Annotated in this window: 18 protein-coding genes; 6 read left to right on the top strand and 12 right to left on the bottom strand. The window is 71.5% G+C overall.

What is annotated here, in order from left to right; translation table 11 throughout:
• Positions 1 to 6: 6 nt before the first annotated feature.
• The 3 genes from ACM9LD_RS17570 to ACM9LD_RS17580 all read right to left on the bottom strand — a co-directional run bounded on the left by ACM9LD_RS17570 (position 7) and on the right by ACM9LD_RS17580 (position 1,442).
• Positions 7 to 303: a transcriptional regulator gene (locus ACM9LD_RS17570; protein ID WP_415677862.1), complete on the bottom strand. Its 297-nt coding sequence runs from the start codon at positions 301 to 303 to the stop codon at positions 7 to 9.
• On the bottom strand, positions 300 to 833 hold the full coding sequence (locus ACM9LD_RS17575; RefSeq protein WP_415677863.1) for a hypothetical protein: 534 nt from the start codon (positions 831 to 833) through the stop codon (positions 300 to 302). The genes ACM9LD_RS17570 and ACM9LD_RS17575 overlap by 4 nt, the downstream gene beginning before the upstream one ends.
• Before the next feature lie 87 nt (positions 834 to 920).
• Positions 921 to 1,442, bottom strand: a complete 522-nt coding sequence (locus tag ACM9LD_RS17580; protein ID WP_415677864.1) for a YflT domain-containing protein — start codon at positions 1,440 to 1,442, stop codon at positions 921 to 923.
• A gap of 51 nt (positions 1,443 to 1,493) precedes the next feature.
• Between ACM9LD_RS17580 and ACM9LD_RS17585 the strand changes: the two genes are divergently transcribed.
• Genes ACM9LD_RS17585 through ACM9LD_RS17595 form a run of 3 tightly spaced genes read left to right on the top strand, consistent with a single transcriptional unit; the run spans position 1,494 to position 4,055 of the window.
• Positions 1,494 to 2,783, top strand: a complete 1,290-nt coding sequence (locus ACM9LD_RS17585) for a magnesium transporter MgtE N-terminal domain-containing protein (RefSeq protein ID WP_068524600.1) — start codon at positions 1,494 to 1,496, stop codon at positions 2,781 to 2,783.
• On the top strand, positions 2,780 to 3,307 hold the full coding sequence (locus ACM9LD_RS17590; RefSeq protein WP_415677865.1) for a DUF1003 domain-containing protein: 528 nt from the start codon (positions 2,780 to 2,782) through the stop codon (positions 3,305 to 3,307). Before ACM9LD_RS17585 ends, ACM9LD_RS17590 begins: the two co-directional genes overlap by 4 nt.
• Positions 3,294 to 4,055 carry an Rv0361 family membrane protein gene (locus ACM9LD_RS17595; protein ID WP_415677866.1) on the top strand — a complete coding sequence of 254 codons (762 nt, stop codon included), beginning with the start codon at positions 3,294 to 3,296 and terminating at the stop codon, positions 4,053 to 4,055. The genes ACM9LD_RS17590 and ACM9LD_RS17595 overlap by 14 nt, the downstream gene beginning before the upstream one ends.
• A gap of 3 nt (positions 4,056 to 4,058) precedes the next feature.
• Here the strand turns inward: ACM9LD_RS17595 and ahcY are convergent, their stop codons facing one another.
• From ahcY to ACM9LD_RS17615, 4 genes are all read right to left on the bottom strand, one after another.
• A complete protein-coding gene (gene ahcY, locus ACM9LD_RS17600; RefSeq protein ID WP_415677867.1) occupies positions 4,059 to 5,525 on the bottom strand; it encodes an adenosylhomocysteinase in 1,467 nt (488 codons plus the stop codon).
• A 297-nt stretch (positions 5,526 to 5,822) separates the two neighbouring features.
• Complete coding sequence (locus ACM9LD_RS17605; protein WP_415677868.1) at positions 5,823 to 7,319, bottom strand: amino acid permease; 1,497 nt, start codon at positions 7,317 to 7,319, stop codon at positions 5,823 to 5,825.
• A gap of 70 nt (positions 7,320 to 7,389) precedes the next feature.
• Positions 7,390 to 9,087, bottom strand: a complete 1,698-nt coding sequence (locus ACM9LD_RS17610) for an ABC transporter ATP-binding protein (protein ID WP_415677869.1) — start codon at positions 9,085 to 9,087, stop codon at positions 7,390 to 7,392.
• A 13-nt stretch (positions 9,088 to 9,100) separates the two neighbouring features.
• On the bottom strand, positions 9,101 to 9,229 hold the full coding sequence (locus ACM9LD_RS17615) for a hypothetical protein (RefSeq protein ID WP_255603085.1): 129 nt from the start codon (positions 9,227 to 9,229) through the stop codon (positions 9,101 to 9,103).
• 191 nt (positions 9,230 to 9,420) lie between these two features.
• On the opposite strand from ACM9LD_RS17615, the gene ACM9LD_RS17620 reads away from it, so the two are divergent.
• Entirely contained in the window at positions 9,421 to 9,624 is a 204-nt protein-coding gene (locus ACM9LD_RS17620) for a hypothetical protein (RefSeq protein ID WP_415677870.1), read from the top strand.
• A 14-nt stretch (positions 9,625 to 9,638) separates the two neighbouring features.
• Here the strand turns inward: ACM9LD_RS17620 and manA are convergent, their stop codons facing one another.
• From manA to ACM9LD_RS17640, 4 genes are all read right to left on the bottom strand, one after another.
• Positions 9,639 to 10,880, bottom strand: coding sequence for a mannose-6-phosphate isomerase, class I (gene manA / locus ACM9LD_RS17625; protein ID WP_415677953.1), 1,242 nt, complete (start codon positions 10,878 to 10,880; stop codon positions 9,639 to 9,641).
• Positions 10,880 to 11,986 carry a tobH protein gene (locus ACM9LD_RS17630; protein WP_415677871.1) on the bottom strand — a complete coding sequence of 369 codons (1,107 nt, stop codon included), beginning with the start codon at positions 11,984 to 11,986 and terminating at the stop codon, positions 10,880 to 10,882. Before ACM9LD_RS17630 ends, manA begins: the two co-directional genes overlap by 1 nt.
• A gap of 69 nt (positions 11,987 to 12,055) precedes the next feature.
• Positions 12,056 to 13,426 carry a phosphomannomutase/phosphoglucomutase gene (locus ACM9LD_RS17635; RefSeq protein ID WP_415677872.1) on the bottom strand — a complete coding sequence of 457 codons (1,371 nt, stop codon included), beginning with the start codon at positions 13,424 to 13,426 and terminating at the stop codon, positions 12,056 to 12,058.
• Between the two features lie 127 nt (positions 13,427 to 13,553).
• Complete coding sequence (locus ACM9LD_RS17640) at positions 13,554 to 14,039, bottom strand: DUF3499 domain-containing protein (RefSeq protein ID WP_415677873.1); 486 nt, start codon at positions 14,037 to 14,039, stop codon at positions 13,554 to 13,556.
• A 101-nt stretch (positions 14,040 to 14,140) separates the two neighbouring features.
• On the opposite strand from ACM9LD_RS17640, the gene ACM9LD_RS17645 reads away from it, so the two are divergent.
• The gene (locus ACM9LD_RS17645; RefSeq protein ID WP_415677874.1) at positions 14,141 to 14,641 is read left to right on the top strand and encodes a metallopeptidase family protein; all 501 of its coding nucleotides are present in this window, start codon (positions 14,141 to 14,143) and stop codon (positions 14,639 to 14,641) included.
• 117 nt (positions 14,642 to 14,758) lie between these two features.
• On the opposite strand, the gene ACM9LD_RS17650 is transcribed toward ACM9LD_RS17645, so the two are convergent.
• On the bottom strand, positions 14,759 to 15,085 hold the full coding sequence (locus ACM9LD_RS17650) for a WhiB family transcriptional regulator (RefSeq protein ID WP_068524587.1): 327 nt from the start codon (positions 15,083 to 15,085) through the stop codon (positions 14,759 to 14,761).
• Here ACM9LD_RS17650 and ACM9LD_RS17655 point away from each other — a divergent pair.
• Entirely contained in the window at positions 15,068 to 15,235 is a 168-nt protein-coding gene (locus tag ACM9LD_RS17655) for a hypothetical protein (protein WP_415677957.1), read from the top strand. The genes ACM9LD_RS17650 and ACM9LD_RS17655 overlap by 18 nt on opposite strands.
• Positions 15,236 to 15,354 lie beyond the last annotated feature (119 nt).

Genomic DNA, 15,354 nt, shown 5'->3' on the forward strand with positions numbered 1-15,354 from the left:
CAGGACTCACTCGGTGAGCTCGCGCAGTGCCGCCACATGTCGCGCGAAGGCGGACTTCCCCGTCGGCGTGAGCTCGACCCACTGTCGCCGGGAGTCCGCGGAATCGCGGCGGAAGGCGACGTAGTGCGCCTCCTCCAGCTTCGCCAAGTGCTTGCTGAGAGTCGGCGCGCTCATCTCGAGCGCCTTCGCGAGCAGGTCGAACCGGAGTTCCTGCGCCTGCGCCAGGGCCGCACAGATCATGAGCCGCTGCCGCGGGTGGATGAGGTCGTCGAACGCGGGCGGGCCGTAGTCCGGGCCGCTCACGCGGCCTGCCGCACGGCGAGCCGCTCCGCCGCGAGCCGACATCCGCCGTACACGACCATCACGACGACAAAGACCGCGACGTAAGCCGCCGGGCGCCCTGGCTCGACGGCGTTCGACGTCATCATCGCGGCAACCATCGCTCCAATGAAACCCACCCACGACACGACCGACGCTCGCGAGCCCGGAGCGAACTCACCGACTCGACCGCGCCGCATCGCGATCACCGCCAGGACCACGACCGGCACGATGAAGACCGCGAACGCGAGCAGGATGTTCCGCCAGGTCTGCGGGCCGCCGTACACCATCGACCACACCCCGGCGACGATCAGAACCTCGAGCGCGAGCATCCACCACGGCTGCGCCGCCCGGCGCCCGGCCACCCCCGCGGCTTCGACGTCGTCGAGCGTGCCGCCGGGCTCCGAATTCGTTTCCACACCGGAAACGATAGCGAATCGTTTCCATATCGGCAACGATTCTCGCCGCTCATCGGCCACGGGATCGCGGTTCTCATAACGTTCTCGCTTCTTCATAGCGTTGCAACGCTATGAAGAAGCAGGAGTGATCGCGGGAGTCTGGCCGGCGACGCGGGGCAGGCGCCGGCCGCTGCAGTACGGGGGCTACTGGATGTTCAGCCGGGCCAGCATGTCGCGGGCGCGTTCGGCGACCTGGGGGTCGCACAGCACGTCGTACCGGCCGGCGACGAGCTGCATCGTCGACGAGAAGTCGCGGGTGCCACGCGAGGCCCAGTACGGCACCGCCGCGCTGATGAGGCCGAAGACGACACCGCCGATGACGCCGGCGATCACCGTCGACACCAACTGGTCACCGCCGCCCACGAACAGGCCGACGAGCATCCCGAGGAACAGGCCCAGCCACGCGCCGGACGCGGCGCCGGCGCTGAGCACGCGGCCCCAGGTCAGACGGCCGGTGATGCGCTCGACCTGCATCAGGTCGACGCCCACGATGGTCACGTTCTGGACCGGGAACTCCTCGTCCGAGAGGTAGTCGACGGCGCGCTGCGCCTCGGCGTACGTGCTGTAAGAGCCGATCGGCCAACCCTTCGGCGGCGTCGGCAGGCCCCGTCCGGCGGGCCCTCCCGGCTGGTTCGGCGACCCGGGTCCGGGTAGCGGTTGCGACATTCGGCGCCCTCCCTCACATGCGATTCGTAGAACGAAACTACCCTGAAGTACATGTCGGCTGTCTCCAGAGTATTCGTCGCGCGACTGTCCGGCCTCCCCGTCGTCGGCCCGGACGGCGAATCCGTCGGCCGCGTCCGCGACGCGGTGCTCGGCCTACGCGCCGATCGCAAGGCCCCGCGCGTCCTGGGCCTCGCCGTCGAGCTGGCGAACCGCCGCCGCATCTTCGTGCCGATGCTGCGCGTGACCAGCATCGAACCGGCCGCCGTCACCCTCAACACGGGCTCGGTGAGCCTGCGCCGCCTGCACATCCGCCCCGGCGAGGCGCTGGCCCTCGGCCAGCTCCTGGGCACCAAGGTCCGCATCGAGGAGCCGGGCGAGCCGTACGACGGTGCCGACGCCACCGTCGTCGACGTCGGGATCGAGCAGACCCGCACCCGCGACTGGGTGGTGCACCGCCTGGCCGTGAAGATCCGCGCGACGGGCTGGAACCGTCGCGGCGGCGTCCAGGTGGTGGACCTCCCCCACGTCTCCGGCTTCACCACGACCGCGCTCACCGGCGCCGATCACGACATCGCCGAGGCCCTGACGGTCTTCGAGGACATGCGCGCCACCGACGTCGCGCAGGCCCTGCGCGAGCTGCCGACGCAGCGCCGGCTGTCCATCGCGGCCGCCTTCGACGACGAGCGGCTCGCCGACGTGCTCCAGGAGCTCGGCGACGACGACCAGGCCGAGGTGATCGCCCACCTGTCCAAGGCGCGCGCCGCCGACGTGCTCGAGGCCATGGACCCCGACGACGCCGCCGACCTCCTCGGCGAGCTGCCCGACACCCAGCGCGAGGAGCTGCTCGCGGTGATGGACCCCGAGGACTCGGGCACCGTCCGCCGCCTGCTCACCTTCTCGCCCTACACCGCGGGCGGCATGATGACGCCCGAGCCGATCGTGGTCACCCCGTCGACCACGGTGGCCGAGGCCCTGGCCCGGGTCCGCAACCCCGACATCACCCCGGCGCTGGCGAGCATGGTCTTCGTCGTGCGCCCGCCCACCGCGACGCCGACGGGGCGCTACCTGGGCGCGGTGCACACGCAGCAGTTGCTCCGCGAGCCCCCGGCCGACCTCGTGGGCGGCATGGTCGACACCGACCTGCCGCGCCTCGGGCCCGACGATCCCCTGGGCGCGGTGACCCGGTACTTCGCGGCGTACAACCTGGTCACCGGCCCGGTGATCGACGCGGAGAACCACCTGCTCGGCGCGGTCTCGGTCGACGACCTGCTCGACCACCTGCTGCCGGAGGACTGGCGCGACGAGGATCAGGACGAGGGCACCGTGGAGGTCACCGGATGAAGGAACGCTCCCGGCTCGACACCCCGCGGCAGGGCCGCAGCTTCCACCTGAACCTGGGCGACGACATGATCGGCCAGGGCGCCGAACGCGTCGCCCGCTTCCTGGGCACCGGCCGCTACCTGGCGATCCAGACGGTGATCGTGCTGGTGTGGATCGCGCTCAACGTGCTGTGGTTCACCTATCACTTCGATCCGTACCCGTTCATCCTGCTCAACCTGGCCTTCTCCACCCAGGCCGCCTACGCCGCGCCGCTCATCCTGCTCGCGCAGAACCGGCAGGAGAGCCGCGACCGCGTCTCGCTCGACGAGGACCGGATGCGCGCCGCGCAGACCAAGGCCGACACCGAGTTCCTCGCCCGCGAGCTGGCGTCGGTGCGCCTCGCCGTCGGCGAGGCCGCGAGCCGCGACTACATGCGCCGCGAGCTCGACGAGGTGCACGAGAAGCTGGACGCGCTCACCGCGCTGCTGCAGTCGATGCAGCACGCGCGCAACGTCGACGAGGAGCGCGCGGATGCGCCCGACTGACCCGCGCGAGTTGCTGCACCCCGTCCTGACGCCGGAGACCTACCAGCGGCTGGGGATCGCCCCGCCGCGCCCGCCGCAGCTGTACGGCACGGGCGGGCCCGTCTCCTCGGCGGGCACTCCGTACCTGACGGGGCGCGCCGTGACCGGGGCACCCGCGCCGTCGGGGCAGGGCGCACCGGCACCGTCGAACCCGAGCGGGGCGAGCCAGGGCGCGGTCGCGACCGCCGGCCCGCCGTACGTCCCCGGCTCGCCGCCCTACGTACCGGGCGCGCCGGCGGGGCCGCCGCCGGCGAAGGACCGGTCCGTGGCGATCGTCCTGGGGGCGACGGTGCTGATCATCGCGATCATCCTCGGCGCCACCTGGTACATCCTGTCCCAGCGCGCCGGCGCCGACGACGAGCAGCAGATCCGTGACGTCATCGCCGCCGAGACCAAGACCCTCAACGACCGGGACCTGTCGGCGCTGATCGGCGTCCGCTGCGCCGCGGACGTGCAGATGCTGCAGACGCAGTTCACCTCGCAGACCTTCGCCGCCGAGATCGACACGCTGCTCGGGCCGGACGGGCGCTGGGAGGTCGTCGTCGGGGAGATCCGGGTCGACGGTGCCGCGGGCAAGGCCGAGGCCGAGGTCACGTCGACGCCGGTCGGCTCGTCGACGGTCGTCTCCCGGTCCCTCACGGACACGACCACCCTCCGGAAGGAATCCGGAGGGTGGAAGGTGTGTATCAGCTCGTCGCGGGTGCGCTAGCGCTCAGTAGCGGTAGTGCTCCGGCTTGTACGGGCCCTCGACGTCGACGCCGATGTATTCGGCCTGCTCCTTGGTGAGCTTGGTGAGGGTGCCGCCCAGGGCCTCGACGTGGATCTTCGCGACCTTCTCGTCGAGGTGCTTGGGGAGGCGGTAGACCTCGTTGTCGTACTCGTCGGGCTTGGTCCACAGCTCGATCTGCGCGATCACCTGGTTGCTGAAGCTGTTGGACATGACGAACGACGGGTGGCCGGTCGCGTTGCCCAGGTTCAGCAGGCGGCCCTCGGAGAGCACGACGATCGACTTGCCGGAATCGCCGAACGTCCACTGGTCGACCTGCGGCTTGATGTTCAGGCGCACAGCGCCCGACTTCTCGAGGCCGGCCATGTCGATCTCGTTGTCGAAGTGGCCGATGTTGCCGAGGATCGCGTGATCCTTCATCGCCTTCATGTGCTCGAGCAGGATGATGTCCTTGTTGCCCGTCGAGGTGATGACGATGTCGGCGTCGCCGATGGCCTGCTCGACGGTGACCACGTCGAAGCCGTCCATGAGCGCCTGCAGGGCGTTGATCGGGTCGATCTCGGTGACCTGGACGCGCGCGCCCTGGCCGGCGAGCGACTCGGCGCAGCCCTTGCCCACGTCGCCGTAGCCGGTGATGAGGACCTTCTTGCCGCCGATCAGCACGTCGGTGCCGCGGTTGATGCCGTCGATCAGCGAGTGGCGGGTGCCGTACTTGTTGTCGAACTTGCTCTTGGTGACCGAGTCGTTGACGTTGATCGCCGGGAAGGCCAGCTCGCCGGCGGCGGCGAACTGGTACAGGCGCAGCACGCCGGTGGTGGTCTCCTCGGTGACGCCCTTGACCGACTCGGCGATCTTCGACCACTTGGTGGCGTCCTTGGCCAGCGACTCGCGCAGCAGGGCCAGGAAGACCTGGTACTCGTGGCTGTCGGCGTCCTCGTCGGTGGGCGGAACGACGCCCGCGGCCTCGAACTGCGCGCCGCGCAGCACGAGCATGGTCGCGTCGCCACCGTCGTCGAGGATCATGTTGGCGGGCTCGTTCGGCCAGGTGAGCATCTGCTCGGCGGCCCACCAGTACTCCTCGAGGGTCTCGCCCTTCCAGGCGAAGACGGGCACGCCCTGCGGCGCCTCGACGGTGCCGTTCGGGCCCACGACGACGGCCGCGGCGGCCTCGTCCTGGGTGGAGAAGATGTTGCAGGAGGCCCAGCGCACCTCGGCGCCGAGGTCCACGAGGGTCTCGATGAGCACCGCGGTCTGCACCGTCATGTGCAGCGAGCCCGAGATCCGCGCGCCCTTGAGCGGCTTGACGTCGGCGTACTCCCGACGCAGCGCCATCAGGCCCGGCATCTCGTGCTCCGCCAGGCTCAGCTGCTTGCGGCCCGCGTCCGCGAGGGAGAGGTCGGCGACCTTGAAGTCGATTCCGTTCGCCGTATCGGCGGTCAGCGTAGAAGTCACGCGCTACAGGCTATCGCTCCTGGTGCCGGACGTCGCCGCCGCCCGTTGCAGTTGCGATCCGAACGTCGGGTTCTCCGACGGTCCGCTGCCGGATTCGCCCGCGAAGCCCTGAGAACCCTGACCCCGGACGCGCCGGCTCACGAGGACTGCTGCTGGGCCCACCTTCGCGCCTCGATCCTGCCGTGCAGCTGGTCGATCTCGGAGAGCAGGTGTCCGGCACTCCGACGCCCCCGCGAAACGCGGAACCGCGGCCGGAGCAGGTGCTCCGGCCGCGGTTCCGTGTGTGGGACGCTGCGATCAGTCGGCCAGCGACTCGATGACCTCGCCGCGCTCGCGCTTGCCGAGGATCGAGTGGTTCTTCGAGTACACGAAGTAGACGATCACGCCGAGCGCCATCCAGATGAGGAACCGGACCCAGGTCTCGAGCGTCAGGTTGAACATCAGCCAGCCGCAGGCGAGGACCGAGAGGATCGGCACCAGCGGAACCAGCGGGGCGGTGAAGCCGCGCTTGAGGTCCGGGCGCTGCTTGCGCAGCACGATCACGCCGACGGAGACCAGGACGAAGGCGAAGAGCGTGCCGATGTTGATCAGCATGGTCAGTTCCTTGAGCGGGAAGATCCCGGCCAGGAACGCGACGACGACACCGACGCCGACCGAGATCCGCACGGGTACGCCGCGGTCCGAGGTCTTCGCCAGCTGGCGCGGCAGCAGGCCGTCGCGCGCCATGGCGAAGAGCACGCGGTTCTGGCCCATGAGCAGCACCATGACCACAGTGGTGAGGCCGGCCAGCGCGCCGATCGAGATGATCGTCGCCGCCCAGTCCACGCCGTTCAGCGAGAACGCGTAGGCCAGGTTCTTCTCGCCGCCTTCGCCCGCGCTCGTCGCGAGGTCCTTGTAGCTCGCCATGCCCGTGACGACCACGGTGACCGCGATGTAGAGGACGGTGACGATCGCGAGCGAGCCCAGGATGCCGCGCGGCACGTCGCGCTGCGGCTTCACGGTCTCCTCGGCGGAGGTCGCCACGATGTCGAAGCCGATGAACGCGAAGAACACGATGCCCGCGCCGGCGAGCACGCCGAACCAGCCGTACGACGAGCCGCTGCCGAAGATCGCCTGGAACAGCGTGGAGTCCAGGGTGACACCGGACTTCTCGCCGGGTACCGACTCGGGGACGAACGGCGAGTAGTTGGAGCCCTTGATGTAGAAGGCCCCGACCACGATGACCAGCAGCACCACGGCGACCTTGATCGCGGTGATCACGGCGGACACGCGCGAGGAGACCTTCGCACCGAAGGTGAGCAGGACCGTCAGGACGCCGACGATGAGCATGGCGCCCCAGTCGATCGTGTGGCCCCCGATCTCGACCGCCGCAGGCCCGGTGCCGAAGACGGTACCGAGGTAGCTCGACCAGCCGCTCGCGACCGCTGCGGCGGCGATGGAGAACTCCAGCACCAGGTCCCAGCCGATGATCCAGGCGACGAACTCGCCGAAGGTGGCGTAGGAGAAGGTGTACGCCGAGCCGGCCACGGGCACCGTCGATGCGAACTCCGCGTAGCAGAGGGCCGCGAGGCCGCATGCGATCGCGGCGATCACGAACGAGATCGACACCGCCGGGCCCGAGTAGTCACCGGCCGTCGAGGCGCCGATGGTGAAGATGCCGGCACCGACGACCACGGCGACACCGAAGATCGTGAGGTCCCATGCGGTCAGCTGCTTCTTGAGTCGGGTACCGACCACCTCGGTGTCGGCGATCGACTGTTCCACCGATTTGGTGCGCAGCAGTGGGTTGGCCATGCGTGCTCCTGTGTCGTCTCGGGTGTGTGACGATTCATCAAACACCACTGCGGCACCGCGGCGGGGCATTTCAGGCGTCTGCACCCGCCTCCGCCAGCACCCGTCCGTCCGCCACGCGGTAGCAGCGGTCGGCGGCGGCGCGGAGCAGCGGATCGTGCGTGATCACGATGACGGTGCGGCGCAGCGCGATCGACCGCAGCACGCCCGCCAGTCGCTCGGTGTTCGCGCGGTCCAGTCCGGTGCTCGGCTCATCGAGGATCAGCACGGGGGTGAGTCGTCCCAGGCCGCGGGCGAGGGCGATCCGCTGCCGCTGCCCGCCCGAGAGTTCCTCCCCGCCCAGGGAGGTCGGCGTCGCGTAGCCGTCGGGCAGTCGGCGCACGAACTCGTCGGCGCCCGCCAGCTCGCCCGCGACGCACGGGTCGGCCCCGCTGCCGTAGGCGATGTTCGACGCGAGGGTCCCGGTACGGATCACGGCGCGCTGCGGCACGAGGGTCACGAGCTCGCGCAGCTCCGCGCCGGCCAGGCCCGCGCGGCCGCCCAGTTCGACGGTGCCCTCGGCCGGCGTCAGGCCGGCGAGGACGTGCGCGAGGGTGGATTTGCCGGAGCCGGAGGGACCGACCACAGCGGTGACCCCGCCCGGTTCGGCCGTGAACTCGGGGCAGTCGAGCACGAAGTCGCCGCGTCGCGCGCGGAGCCCGGCCACCCGGACCGGCACGGCGGTGCGCACCAACCGCGTCCCGTCGGGCCGGGGACGGGCGACAGAGGCCACGGGCCGGGCACCGTCGACCCCGAGACTCCGCACCGGCGGGCCGAGGGGCCCCGCGAGCTCGACGAGGCGCTCGGCGCTGATGCGCGCGCCGACGAGGGCGAGTCGGCTCTCGGCGACGTCCTGCACCCGGGGATAGAGGTAGCCGAGGTAGCCGGTGAGCGCGATCAGGGCGCCGTAGGTGAGTGTCCCGGTGCGCACGAGCACGACGCCCGCGACGGAGACGGCGATCAGCGTGAGTGCCTGCGCCGACCCCAACACCCCGCCGAACGCGGCGTGCACCCGCGCCTCGCGCATCCGCGCGCCGAACAGCGCCGTCCCCCGGCGGTGGACCTCGGCCGCCTCCGCGTCCTCCATGGCGTGCAGCCGCGCGAGCTCGACGGTGCCGGTCACTTCGGCGATCTCCGTCCCGAGGGCGGAGTGTGCTTCCCTCTCCCGCGCGGTCGCCCGCTCCTGGGCTCCGCGGAAGGCGCGGGCGAGCCCGGTCAACACCGGCACCGCGACCAGCGCGATCAGGGTGAGCTGCCAGCTCAGCCACCACGCCACGGCGACCAGCCCGCCGGTGGTGAGGATCGCGACCACGGCCTGCACGACCGAGACCGACAGTGCGGTCTCGAGCACCACGACGTCCTCGGTCAGCCGGACGACGACGTCGCCGGCGGAGAGGCGGTGCACCTCGTCCATCGGCAGCCGCAGGACCCGGGCCAGCACCTCGTCGCGCAGGGCGAGGACGGTGCCCTCGGCGGCGCGGCAGGTCGCGAGGGTCCCGGCGTAGGTCAGCACGGCGCCGAGCAGGGTCGCGCCCACCCACGCGCCGACCCCGCGCGCGGCGCCGGCGAGGGACGCGGAGTCGAGGACCGCGGTCAGCACGTCGGCCATGACCAGCACCGACGCCACCTCGACGAGGGCCGCCGCGACCAACAGCGCCAGGCCACCGACGAGGGATCGTCGGTGGCCCGGCGTGTGGGCCCACAGCAGCCGTAGCATGTCCGTGGACGTCATCGGACTCCTCGGGTCACTGCCAGACCCAGTCCCAGCGGCGGGCCTGCGGGTTCCAGCGACGCACGCGGCGGCGCTGGGGCTGCTGCGGCTTCGGCTGTCCCGGTCGCTGTCCCTGACCGTTGCCCTGTCCCGGTGCTGCCATGTGTTCATCTCCTTGCGTCGTGGCCTCGTCGGCCGTTCATCCGTTGCAAGGACCACTCTGGCGGCGCCGTCTGGACGCACTCTGTCGCGCGGCTGGCAGTCGCATGGGAACGCGGAAGTTACTCGCGAGTGTTACTCGTTGGTAGGTGAAAAGTGTTGGCGTACCAGCAAGTAACACTTACCGTCGGGCCTATGACCAAGACTTTCGCGCACACCACCGACCAGACCGTCGCCCAGCTCCTCAACATCGTCGAGGGTGGAGACGATGTGCTGCTCACGCGCGACGGCAAGCCGCTCGCCGTGCTCAGCAAGGCACAGCCCGAGGCCGTCGCCGTGGGTGACATGCAGACCTTCGACATCCCCGAGACGTTCTACGAGAACCTCGGCGGCTGCTGACCCGCTGCGGTGGCCTAGTGCCCGCCCACCAGCGTCCGGAAGAACTCCGCCGCCGGTGAGTGGGCCGCCACCACGACGCCCGGGTCCGACGCGGCCATCCACAGGCCGCTGCCCGCCGGGACGTCGATCGACCGGCCCGCACTGCGCACCGTCACCGTTCCCTCGGTGACGACCAGCAGTTGCGGGCCGCGTGCGTCCAGCTCCACCGACGCGGCGCGCTTGAGCGCGGTCCCGTCGAGCCGCACCCGCGACACCCGGAATTCCGGGGCGGGCGTCGAGAAGACGACCTCCGGGCCGACCGTCGCCGTGCGGGGCGCCAGGTCCGACGGTGCGCGGGGCGTGAAGTCGAGCACCCGCAGCAGCTCCGGCACGTCGACGTGCTTGGGCGTGAGCCCGCCGCGCAGCACGTTGTCGGAGTTCGCCATGACCTCGACGGCGGCGCCGCTGACGTAGGCGTGCAGGTTGCCCGCCGAGAGGTACAGCGCCTGCCCCGGGTCGAGCACGATCCGGTTGAGCAGCAGCGCCGCGAGCACCCCGGCGTCGTCCGGGTAGCGCTCCCCCAGGGTCAGCGCCAGCTGCGCCTCGCCCTTGAACTGCTCGGCGCCGCTCTCCAGGTAGCGCACGCAACCCGCGAGGACCGCGGGTACCAGCACCGCGAGCGCCGGCTGCGGCAGCGTGATCCAGGTGGTGACCAGCGCCCGCAGGCCCTGCGAGTCCGGCTGCCCGGCGAGCAGGCCCAGGTAGCTGTCGAGCTCCGGCACCGCCAGCACGCGCAGCAGGTCGACGGTGACCGCCGGGTCGCGGAAGCCGGCGAGGGCCTCGAACCGGCTCAGGGCGATGACGACCTCCGGCTTGTGCGCGGCGTCGCGGTAGTTCCGTTCGGGGGCGTCCAGCGGTATCCCGGCGGCGTTCTCCCGGGCGAAGCCCTCCTCGGCCTGCTCCCGCGAGGGGTGGGCCTGCAGCGAGAGCGGCTCGTCGGCGGCGAGCACCTTGACCAGGTAGGGCAGGCGGTCGCCGAACTCCTCCCGGCAGGCGGGCCCGAGTTGGCCGTCGAGGTCGGCGCCGATCGCGGACAGCAGGTCCCCGTCCGTCGCGGTGTCGGCGGCGTCGTACAGCTTGGCCGGGTCGGCGGGGTGCGCGCCGAACCACAGCTCGGCCTCGGGATGGTTGGACGGCACGTGCCGCCCCTGCATCGTCGCCAGGACCGTCCGCGAGCCCCAGGCGTACGGCCGGATGACTCCCTCGATCCGCTGCATCACGCCTCCCCCGTCAGGCGCCGGTAGACCGACGCGAGATCGAACCGTACCGCCAGCGCCAGCAGATCCAGCGCGTCCGCGCGCGGCCCCGTCGCCTCCGGCGCCCGCTCGGCGCCCTCGTCGACCGGCAGCGATTCCACGTCGGGCAGGGCGCGCAGCCGCGCCTCCACCAGCGGCGCGCGCTGCTCCGTGGTCAGGATCAGGACCCGCAGCGGCGTCTGCGCCGCGGGGCCGTCGAGGAACGGGTCGTGGAACAGCGGATCCACCGCGGCGCCGGTTTCCAGCGCCCCGCCGGGCGGCGCGGCCGCCAGCTCGGGCGTGGCGAGCTCCACATCCGCGAGCCCCACCGCGGCCACGACCTGCCCGCCGAGCGTGAGCGCCTGCGACGCCGCGTGTTCGGCGACGGCCAGGCCGGGCGCGGTGTCCGCGGTGAGGGCGACCCGCCGACCCGTCATGCGGGAGGCGAGGCGCTTCGCGGGATTGGACTCGACGTCGCGGTCCGGCGCGCCGCGCACGGCCTCGTCGTCGAGGGTCTCGGCGAGCGTGTGCAGGAAGCCCTCCCCGGGGGCGTCGCCCCGATCGGTGCCCGCGAGGCGCCCGAGGACGGCGAGCAGCGCGGCGGCGACCCCGACGAAGCCGAACCGCTCGGGCACGCGCAGGCGCGGCGAGAGGTCGACGGAGCGGCCCGCGGCCGCCTCGGCGACGGGCCCCTCCATGGGAACCGCGACCACGACGACGGCGCCGCGGCGCGAGGCGGTGGCGATGGCCCGGGCGAGCACGAGATCGCCCGCGTCGAAGCCGCAGACGACGACCACGTCGAGCGCGCCCACCCAGGGCGGCAGCTCGGTGGACCGGACGAGCGGGACGTCGAACCGGCCGGCGGTGAGGGCCTCGACGAAGCCGGCGGCGGCGGCCGCGGGGCCCGCACCGCAGACCACGACGACGGCGCGCGGCGCGAGGCCGTCGAGCTGGGCGAGCGCCCCCTCGTCGACCGCGGTGGCCACGGCGCGCGCCTGCGCGCCCGCGAGCGCGGCGGCACGCAGATGACCGCCCACATCGGCCGCGATCAGACCCGCCGGATCATCGAGATCGGCAATCTCGGTCACGGCTTCCTCCCGTCCCATCGGCGCCGCGTCCCGGCGGCGCCGTTCCGACCGCCGGGGCACATCGCGCGATCAGGCACGTACGATCGCCAGGATCCGCTCGGTCAACGCGCGCACCTCGTCCGTGGTCGCCGCCTCGACGTTCAGCCGGAGCAGCGGCTCGGTGTTGGAAGCGCGCAGGTTGAACCAGGCGCCCGAATCCAACTGTACCGTCACGCCGTCCAGTTCATCGGTGCTCTGGATTTCGTCTGCAAAAGCATCGAGCACGGCCCGCGTGCGCTCGCCCTGGTCGGCCACCGTCGAGTTGATCTCGCCCGACGCGGCGTACCGGTCGTAGACGCCCATCAGCTCCGACAGGGGCTTGCTCTGCTCGCCGAGCGCAGCCAGCACGTGCATCGCGGCCAGCATGCCCGAGTCGGCGCCCCAGAACTCGCGGAAGTAGTAGTGCGCCGAGTGCTCGCCGCCGAAGACGGCACCCGTCTCGGCCATCTGCGCCTTGATGAAGGAGTGGCCCACCCGGGTGCGCACGGGGGTGCCGCCGTTCTCGACGATGATCTCGGGCACGGCCTTGGAGGTGATCAGGTTGTGGATCACGGTGGCGCCCGGGTTCTTCGCGAGCTCACGCTCGGCGACGAGGGCCGTCACGGCCGACGGCGAGACGGGCTCGCCCTTCTCGTCGACGACGAAGCACCGGTCGGCGTCGCCGTCGAAGGCGAGGCCGACGTCGGCCCCCTGCTCGACGACGAACTTCTGCAGGTCGACGAGGTTCTTCGGATCGAGCGGGTTGGCCTCGTGGTTCGGGAAGGTGCCGTCCAGCTCGAAGAACAGCGGCCGCACGTCGAGCGCGTCGACGGGGCCGAGCACCGAGGGCACGGTGAAGCCGCCCATGCCGTTGCCCGCGTCGACGGCGACGCGCAGCGGGCGCGAGCCGGACAGGTCGACGAGCTTCCGGAGGTAGTCGCCGTACTCGTCGAGCACGTCCCGCTCGGACACGCGGCCGGGGGCACCGTCGTACGACGGGACGCCGTCGGCCACCTGCTGGGTAATCTGCCTCAGCCCGGTCTCCTGCCCGACGGGCTTGGCGCCGGCGCGGCACAGCTTGATGCCGTTGTACGCGGCGGGGTTGTGCGAGGCGGTGAACATCGCGCCCGGGCAGTCGAGCAGGCCGGAGGCGAAGTACAGCTCGTCGGTGGAGGCGAGGCCGATGAGGGTGACGTTCACGCCCTGCGCGGTCACGCCCTCGGCGAAGGCCGCGGACAGCGACGGCGACGAGTCGCGCATGTCGTGGCCCACGACGGCGTCGGCCGCGCCCTCGCCGCGGATCAACGCTCCGAAGGCGGCGCCCACGTCGCGGACGAAGGCCTCGTCGATCTGCTCCCCGACCAGGCCGCGCACGTCGTACGCCTTGATGACAGCCTGCACCGACTCCAGCGCTCGAACCACGCTCGACGACCTCCTGTGAACGGCGTGCGGAACCCCGGCGGGCTCCGTGCGGACGCCCCACCCTATCGGCAAACGGGACGCGGACCGGCATCCGGCGCGAGCGACGTGACGGCTTCTCGGGCGACTCTCAGTCGACGGGGTCGGGCAGCACCCGCAGATGGCCGCGCCGACCGGACCGGGCGGCGTGCTTGGGCGCCGATCCCCCGGGCTGCGCGGAGGGCGTGACCTGCGGGCCGCCGAGACCGTCGTGGACGGGGCGCATGGCTCCGATCGGCGGGAGCGAGCGCAGGGGCGCGTCGGCCGGCTCCGGCGCGCGGCGGCCCTCCTCGCGGGCGGCGCGCTCGTGGACGGTGTCGGCGAGCGCGGTGAGGTCGTCGTCGAGGGCGGCGTTGCCCACGGAGGCGGCGCTGTACGCCGGCAGGTTGCGGAGCATCTCCCAGCCGCGCGGCGCGGTCATGCGGGTGGCGTGGAACTCGCAGAGGTCCCAGGAATGGGGTTCGCTGGTGGTTCCCAGGGGGCCCAACACCGCGATCGACTGGCGGTAGTCGAACGTCAGCGTCGCCACGGCGTGGTTCCTGCAGCCGGGGCGGCAGCACTGACGGACGGGGTTCACAGCAAGAAGGTTAACCCCTGGCTCTGGCGGCGCGCTTCCGACACACCGGACGGCGCCGCGCGGCGGCCGTCTCGGGCGGTTCCACCTAGACTGAGAGCACGATGAGAAGCAGGAGACGGACGCCCGAGGGTGGCGCGCGGATGCGGCGCCGCGTGTCGCGGGACCGGCGCGGCCACGGGCTGCGCGGCCCGCTCGTGCCGCGCGATCTCCCGGCGCACCGGACGCGGGCGCAGGATTTCGACGAGGTGGTGCTCGACGCCTTCGCGGAGATCGACTCGCTGTGGCACGACAAGCTGAGCGATCTCGACATCGCCGTCGACGACGTGCCGGGCATACTGCCGCACGATCCGGACGCGGTGTCGTGGCCGGCCGAAGTGGAGGCCGATGGGCCGATTCCGTTGGCGCGCATGGTCCCCGTCGGCATCGACCGGCGGGGCAATCGCACGCGGGCGCGGCTGATCCTGTTCCGCCGCCCGCTGCAGCGTCGCGCGAAGACGGAGGCGGACCTGCTCGACGAGATCCTGGCGATCCTGGTGCACCAGATCAGCGACTACCTCGGCGTGACCGAGGAGACCCTGCTCGCCGGCCCGGACGCGCTCTGAACGCTCGGCCTCGGCCGGGCACTGTGAGGGAAGAAAGAAAGCCCGGGCGGCATGCACCACTCGGACGGACCGGTCGTGGGCGCCGCTGCGCGAGCAGCGGCCGCCGCGCGACGACGGTCAGATGATGCCGCGCTTGAGCTTGCGGCGCTCACGCTCGGACAGGCCGCCCCAGATGCCGAAGCGCTCGTCCTTCTGCAGGGCGTACTCGAGGCACTCGTTGCGCACCTCGCAGCCCAGGCAGATGCGCTTGGCCTCGCGGGTGGAGCCGCCCTTCTCGGGGAAGAACGCCTCGGGATCCGTCTGCGAGCACAGTGCGCGGTCCTGCCACTGATCCTCGACGGCCTCGTAGAGTTCCTCGAAACCCGCGGGCACGACACTCAAGTGCGCGCGGCTGGACCCACCGGAGAAGCTTCCGAACGGTTCACGATGAGCGTCGATCGTCATCGGCCCGCCTCCCTCGTTGCTTTCGTGGTGTTCGATGGTCTTCCTGTCTGCATGCCCCGCGCCGGCGAAGAGATCGCCGCACTGAATGACACGGTTGTGATTACACACGTGCAAAGCTGCCACGTCAAGCTGAACCGGAAAATTAGCTAATACCACCTGGATGCCCGAATGCGAGCCCTCGACACGTGGTTGAGATGTGATCCGCGTCATATTTCACACGCGCTCGCCGACGCACCACCCGGGCCCGCCGCGCCTTCGATCATGCCAGG

The sequence above is a fragment of the Tsukamurella hominis genome, assembly GCF_965137015.1.
Taxonomy (GTDB): Bacteria; Actinomycetota; Actinomycetes; order Mycobacteriales; family Mycobacteriaceae; genus Tsukamurella; species Tsukamurella hominis.

Excerpts from the sequence above, each read along its gene's own strand:
- ACM9LD_RS17575 (WP_415677863.1), bottom strand. The coding sequence starts at position 833 with ATGAAGAAGCGAGAACGTTATGAGAACCGCGATCCCGTGGCCGATGAG.
- ACM9LD_RS17580 (WP_415677864.1), bottom strand. The coding sequence starts at position 1,442 with ATGTCGCAACCGCTACCCGGACCCGGGTCGCCGAACCAGCCGGGAGGG.
- ACM9LD_RS17585 (WP_068524600.1), top strand. The coding sequence starts at position 1,494 with ATGTCGGCTGTCTCCAGAGTATTCGTCGCGCGACTGTCCGGCCTCCCC.
- ACM9LD_RS17590 (WP_415677865.1), top strand. The coding sequence starts at position 2,780 with ATGAAGGAACGCTCCCGGCTCGACACCCCGCGGCAGGGCCGCAGCTTC.
- ACM9LD_RS17595 (WP_415677866.1), top strand. The coding sequence starts at position 3,294 with ATGCGCCCGACTGACCCGCGCGAGTTGCTGCACCCCGTCCTGACGCCG.
- ACM9LD_RS17605 (WP_415677868.1), bottom strand. The coding sequence starts at position 7,319 with ATGGCCAACCCACTGCTGCGCACCAAATCGGTGGAACAGTCGATCGCC.
- ACM9LD_RS17610 (WP_415677869.1), bottom strand. The coding sequence starts at position 9,087 with ATGACGTCCACGGACATGCTACGGCTGCTGTGGGCCCACACGCCGGGC.
- ACM9LD_RS17615 (WP_255603085.1), bottom strand. The coding sequence starts at position 9,229 with ATGGCAGCACCGGGACAGGGCAACGGTCAGGGACAGCGACCGGGACAG.
- ACM9LD_RS17620 (WP_415677870.1), top strand. The coding sequence starts at position 9,421 with ATGACCAAGACTTTCGCGCACACCACCGACCAGACCGTCGCCCAGCTC.
- manA (WP_415677953.1), bottom strand. The coding sequence starts at position 10,880 with ATGCAGCGGATCGAGGGAGTCATCCGGCCGTACGCCTGGGGCTCGCGG.
- ACM9LD_RS17645 (WP_415677874.1), top strand. The coding sequence starts at position 14,141 with ATGAGAAGCAGGAGACGGACGCCCGAGGGTGGCGCGCGGATGCGGCGC.
- ACM9LD_RS17655 (WP_415677957.1), top strand. The coding sequence starts at position 15,068 with ATGAGCGTCGATCGTCATCGGCCCGCCTCCCTCGTTGCTTTCGTGGTG.
- ACM9LD_RS17650 (WP_068524587.1), bottom strand. The coding sequence starts at position 15,085 with ATGACGATCGACGCTCATCGTGAACCGTTCGGAAGCTTCTCCGGTGGG.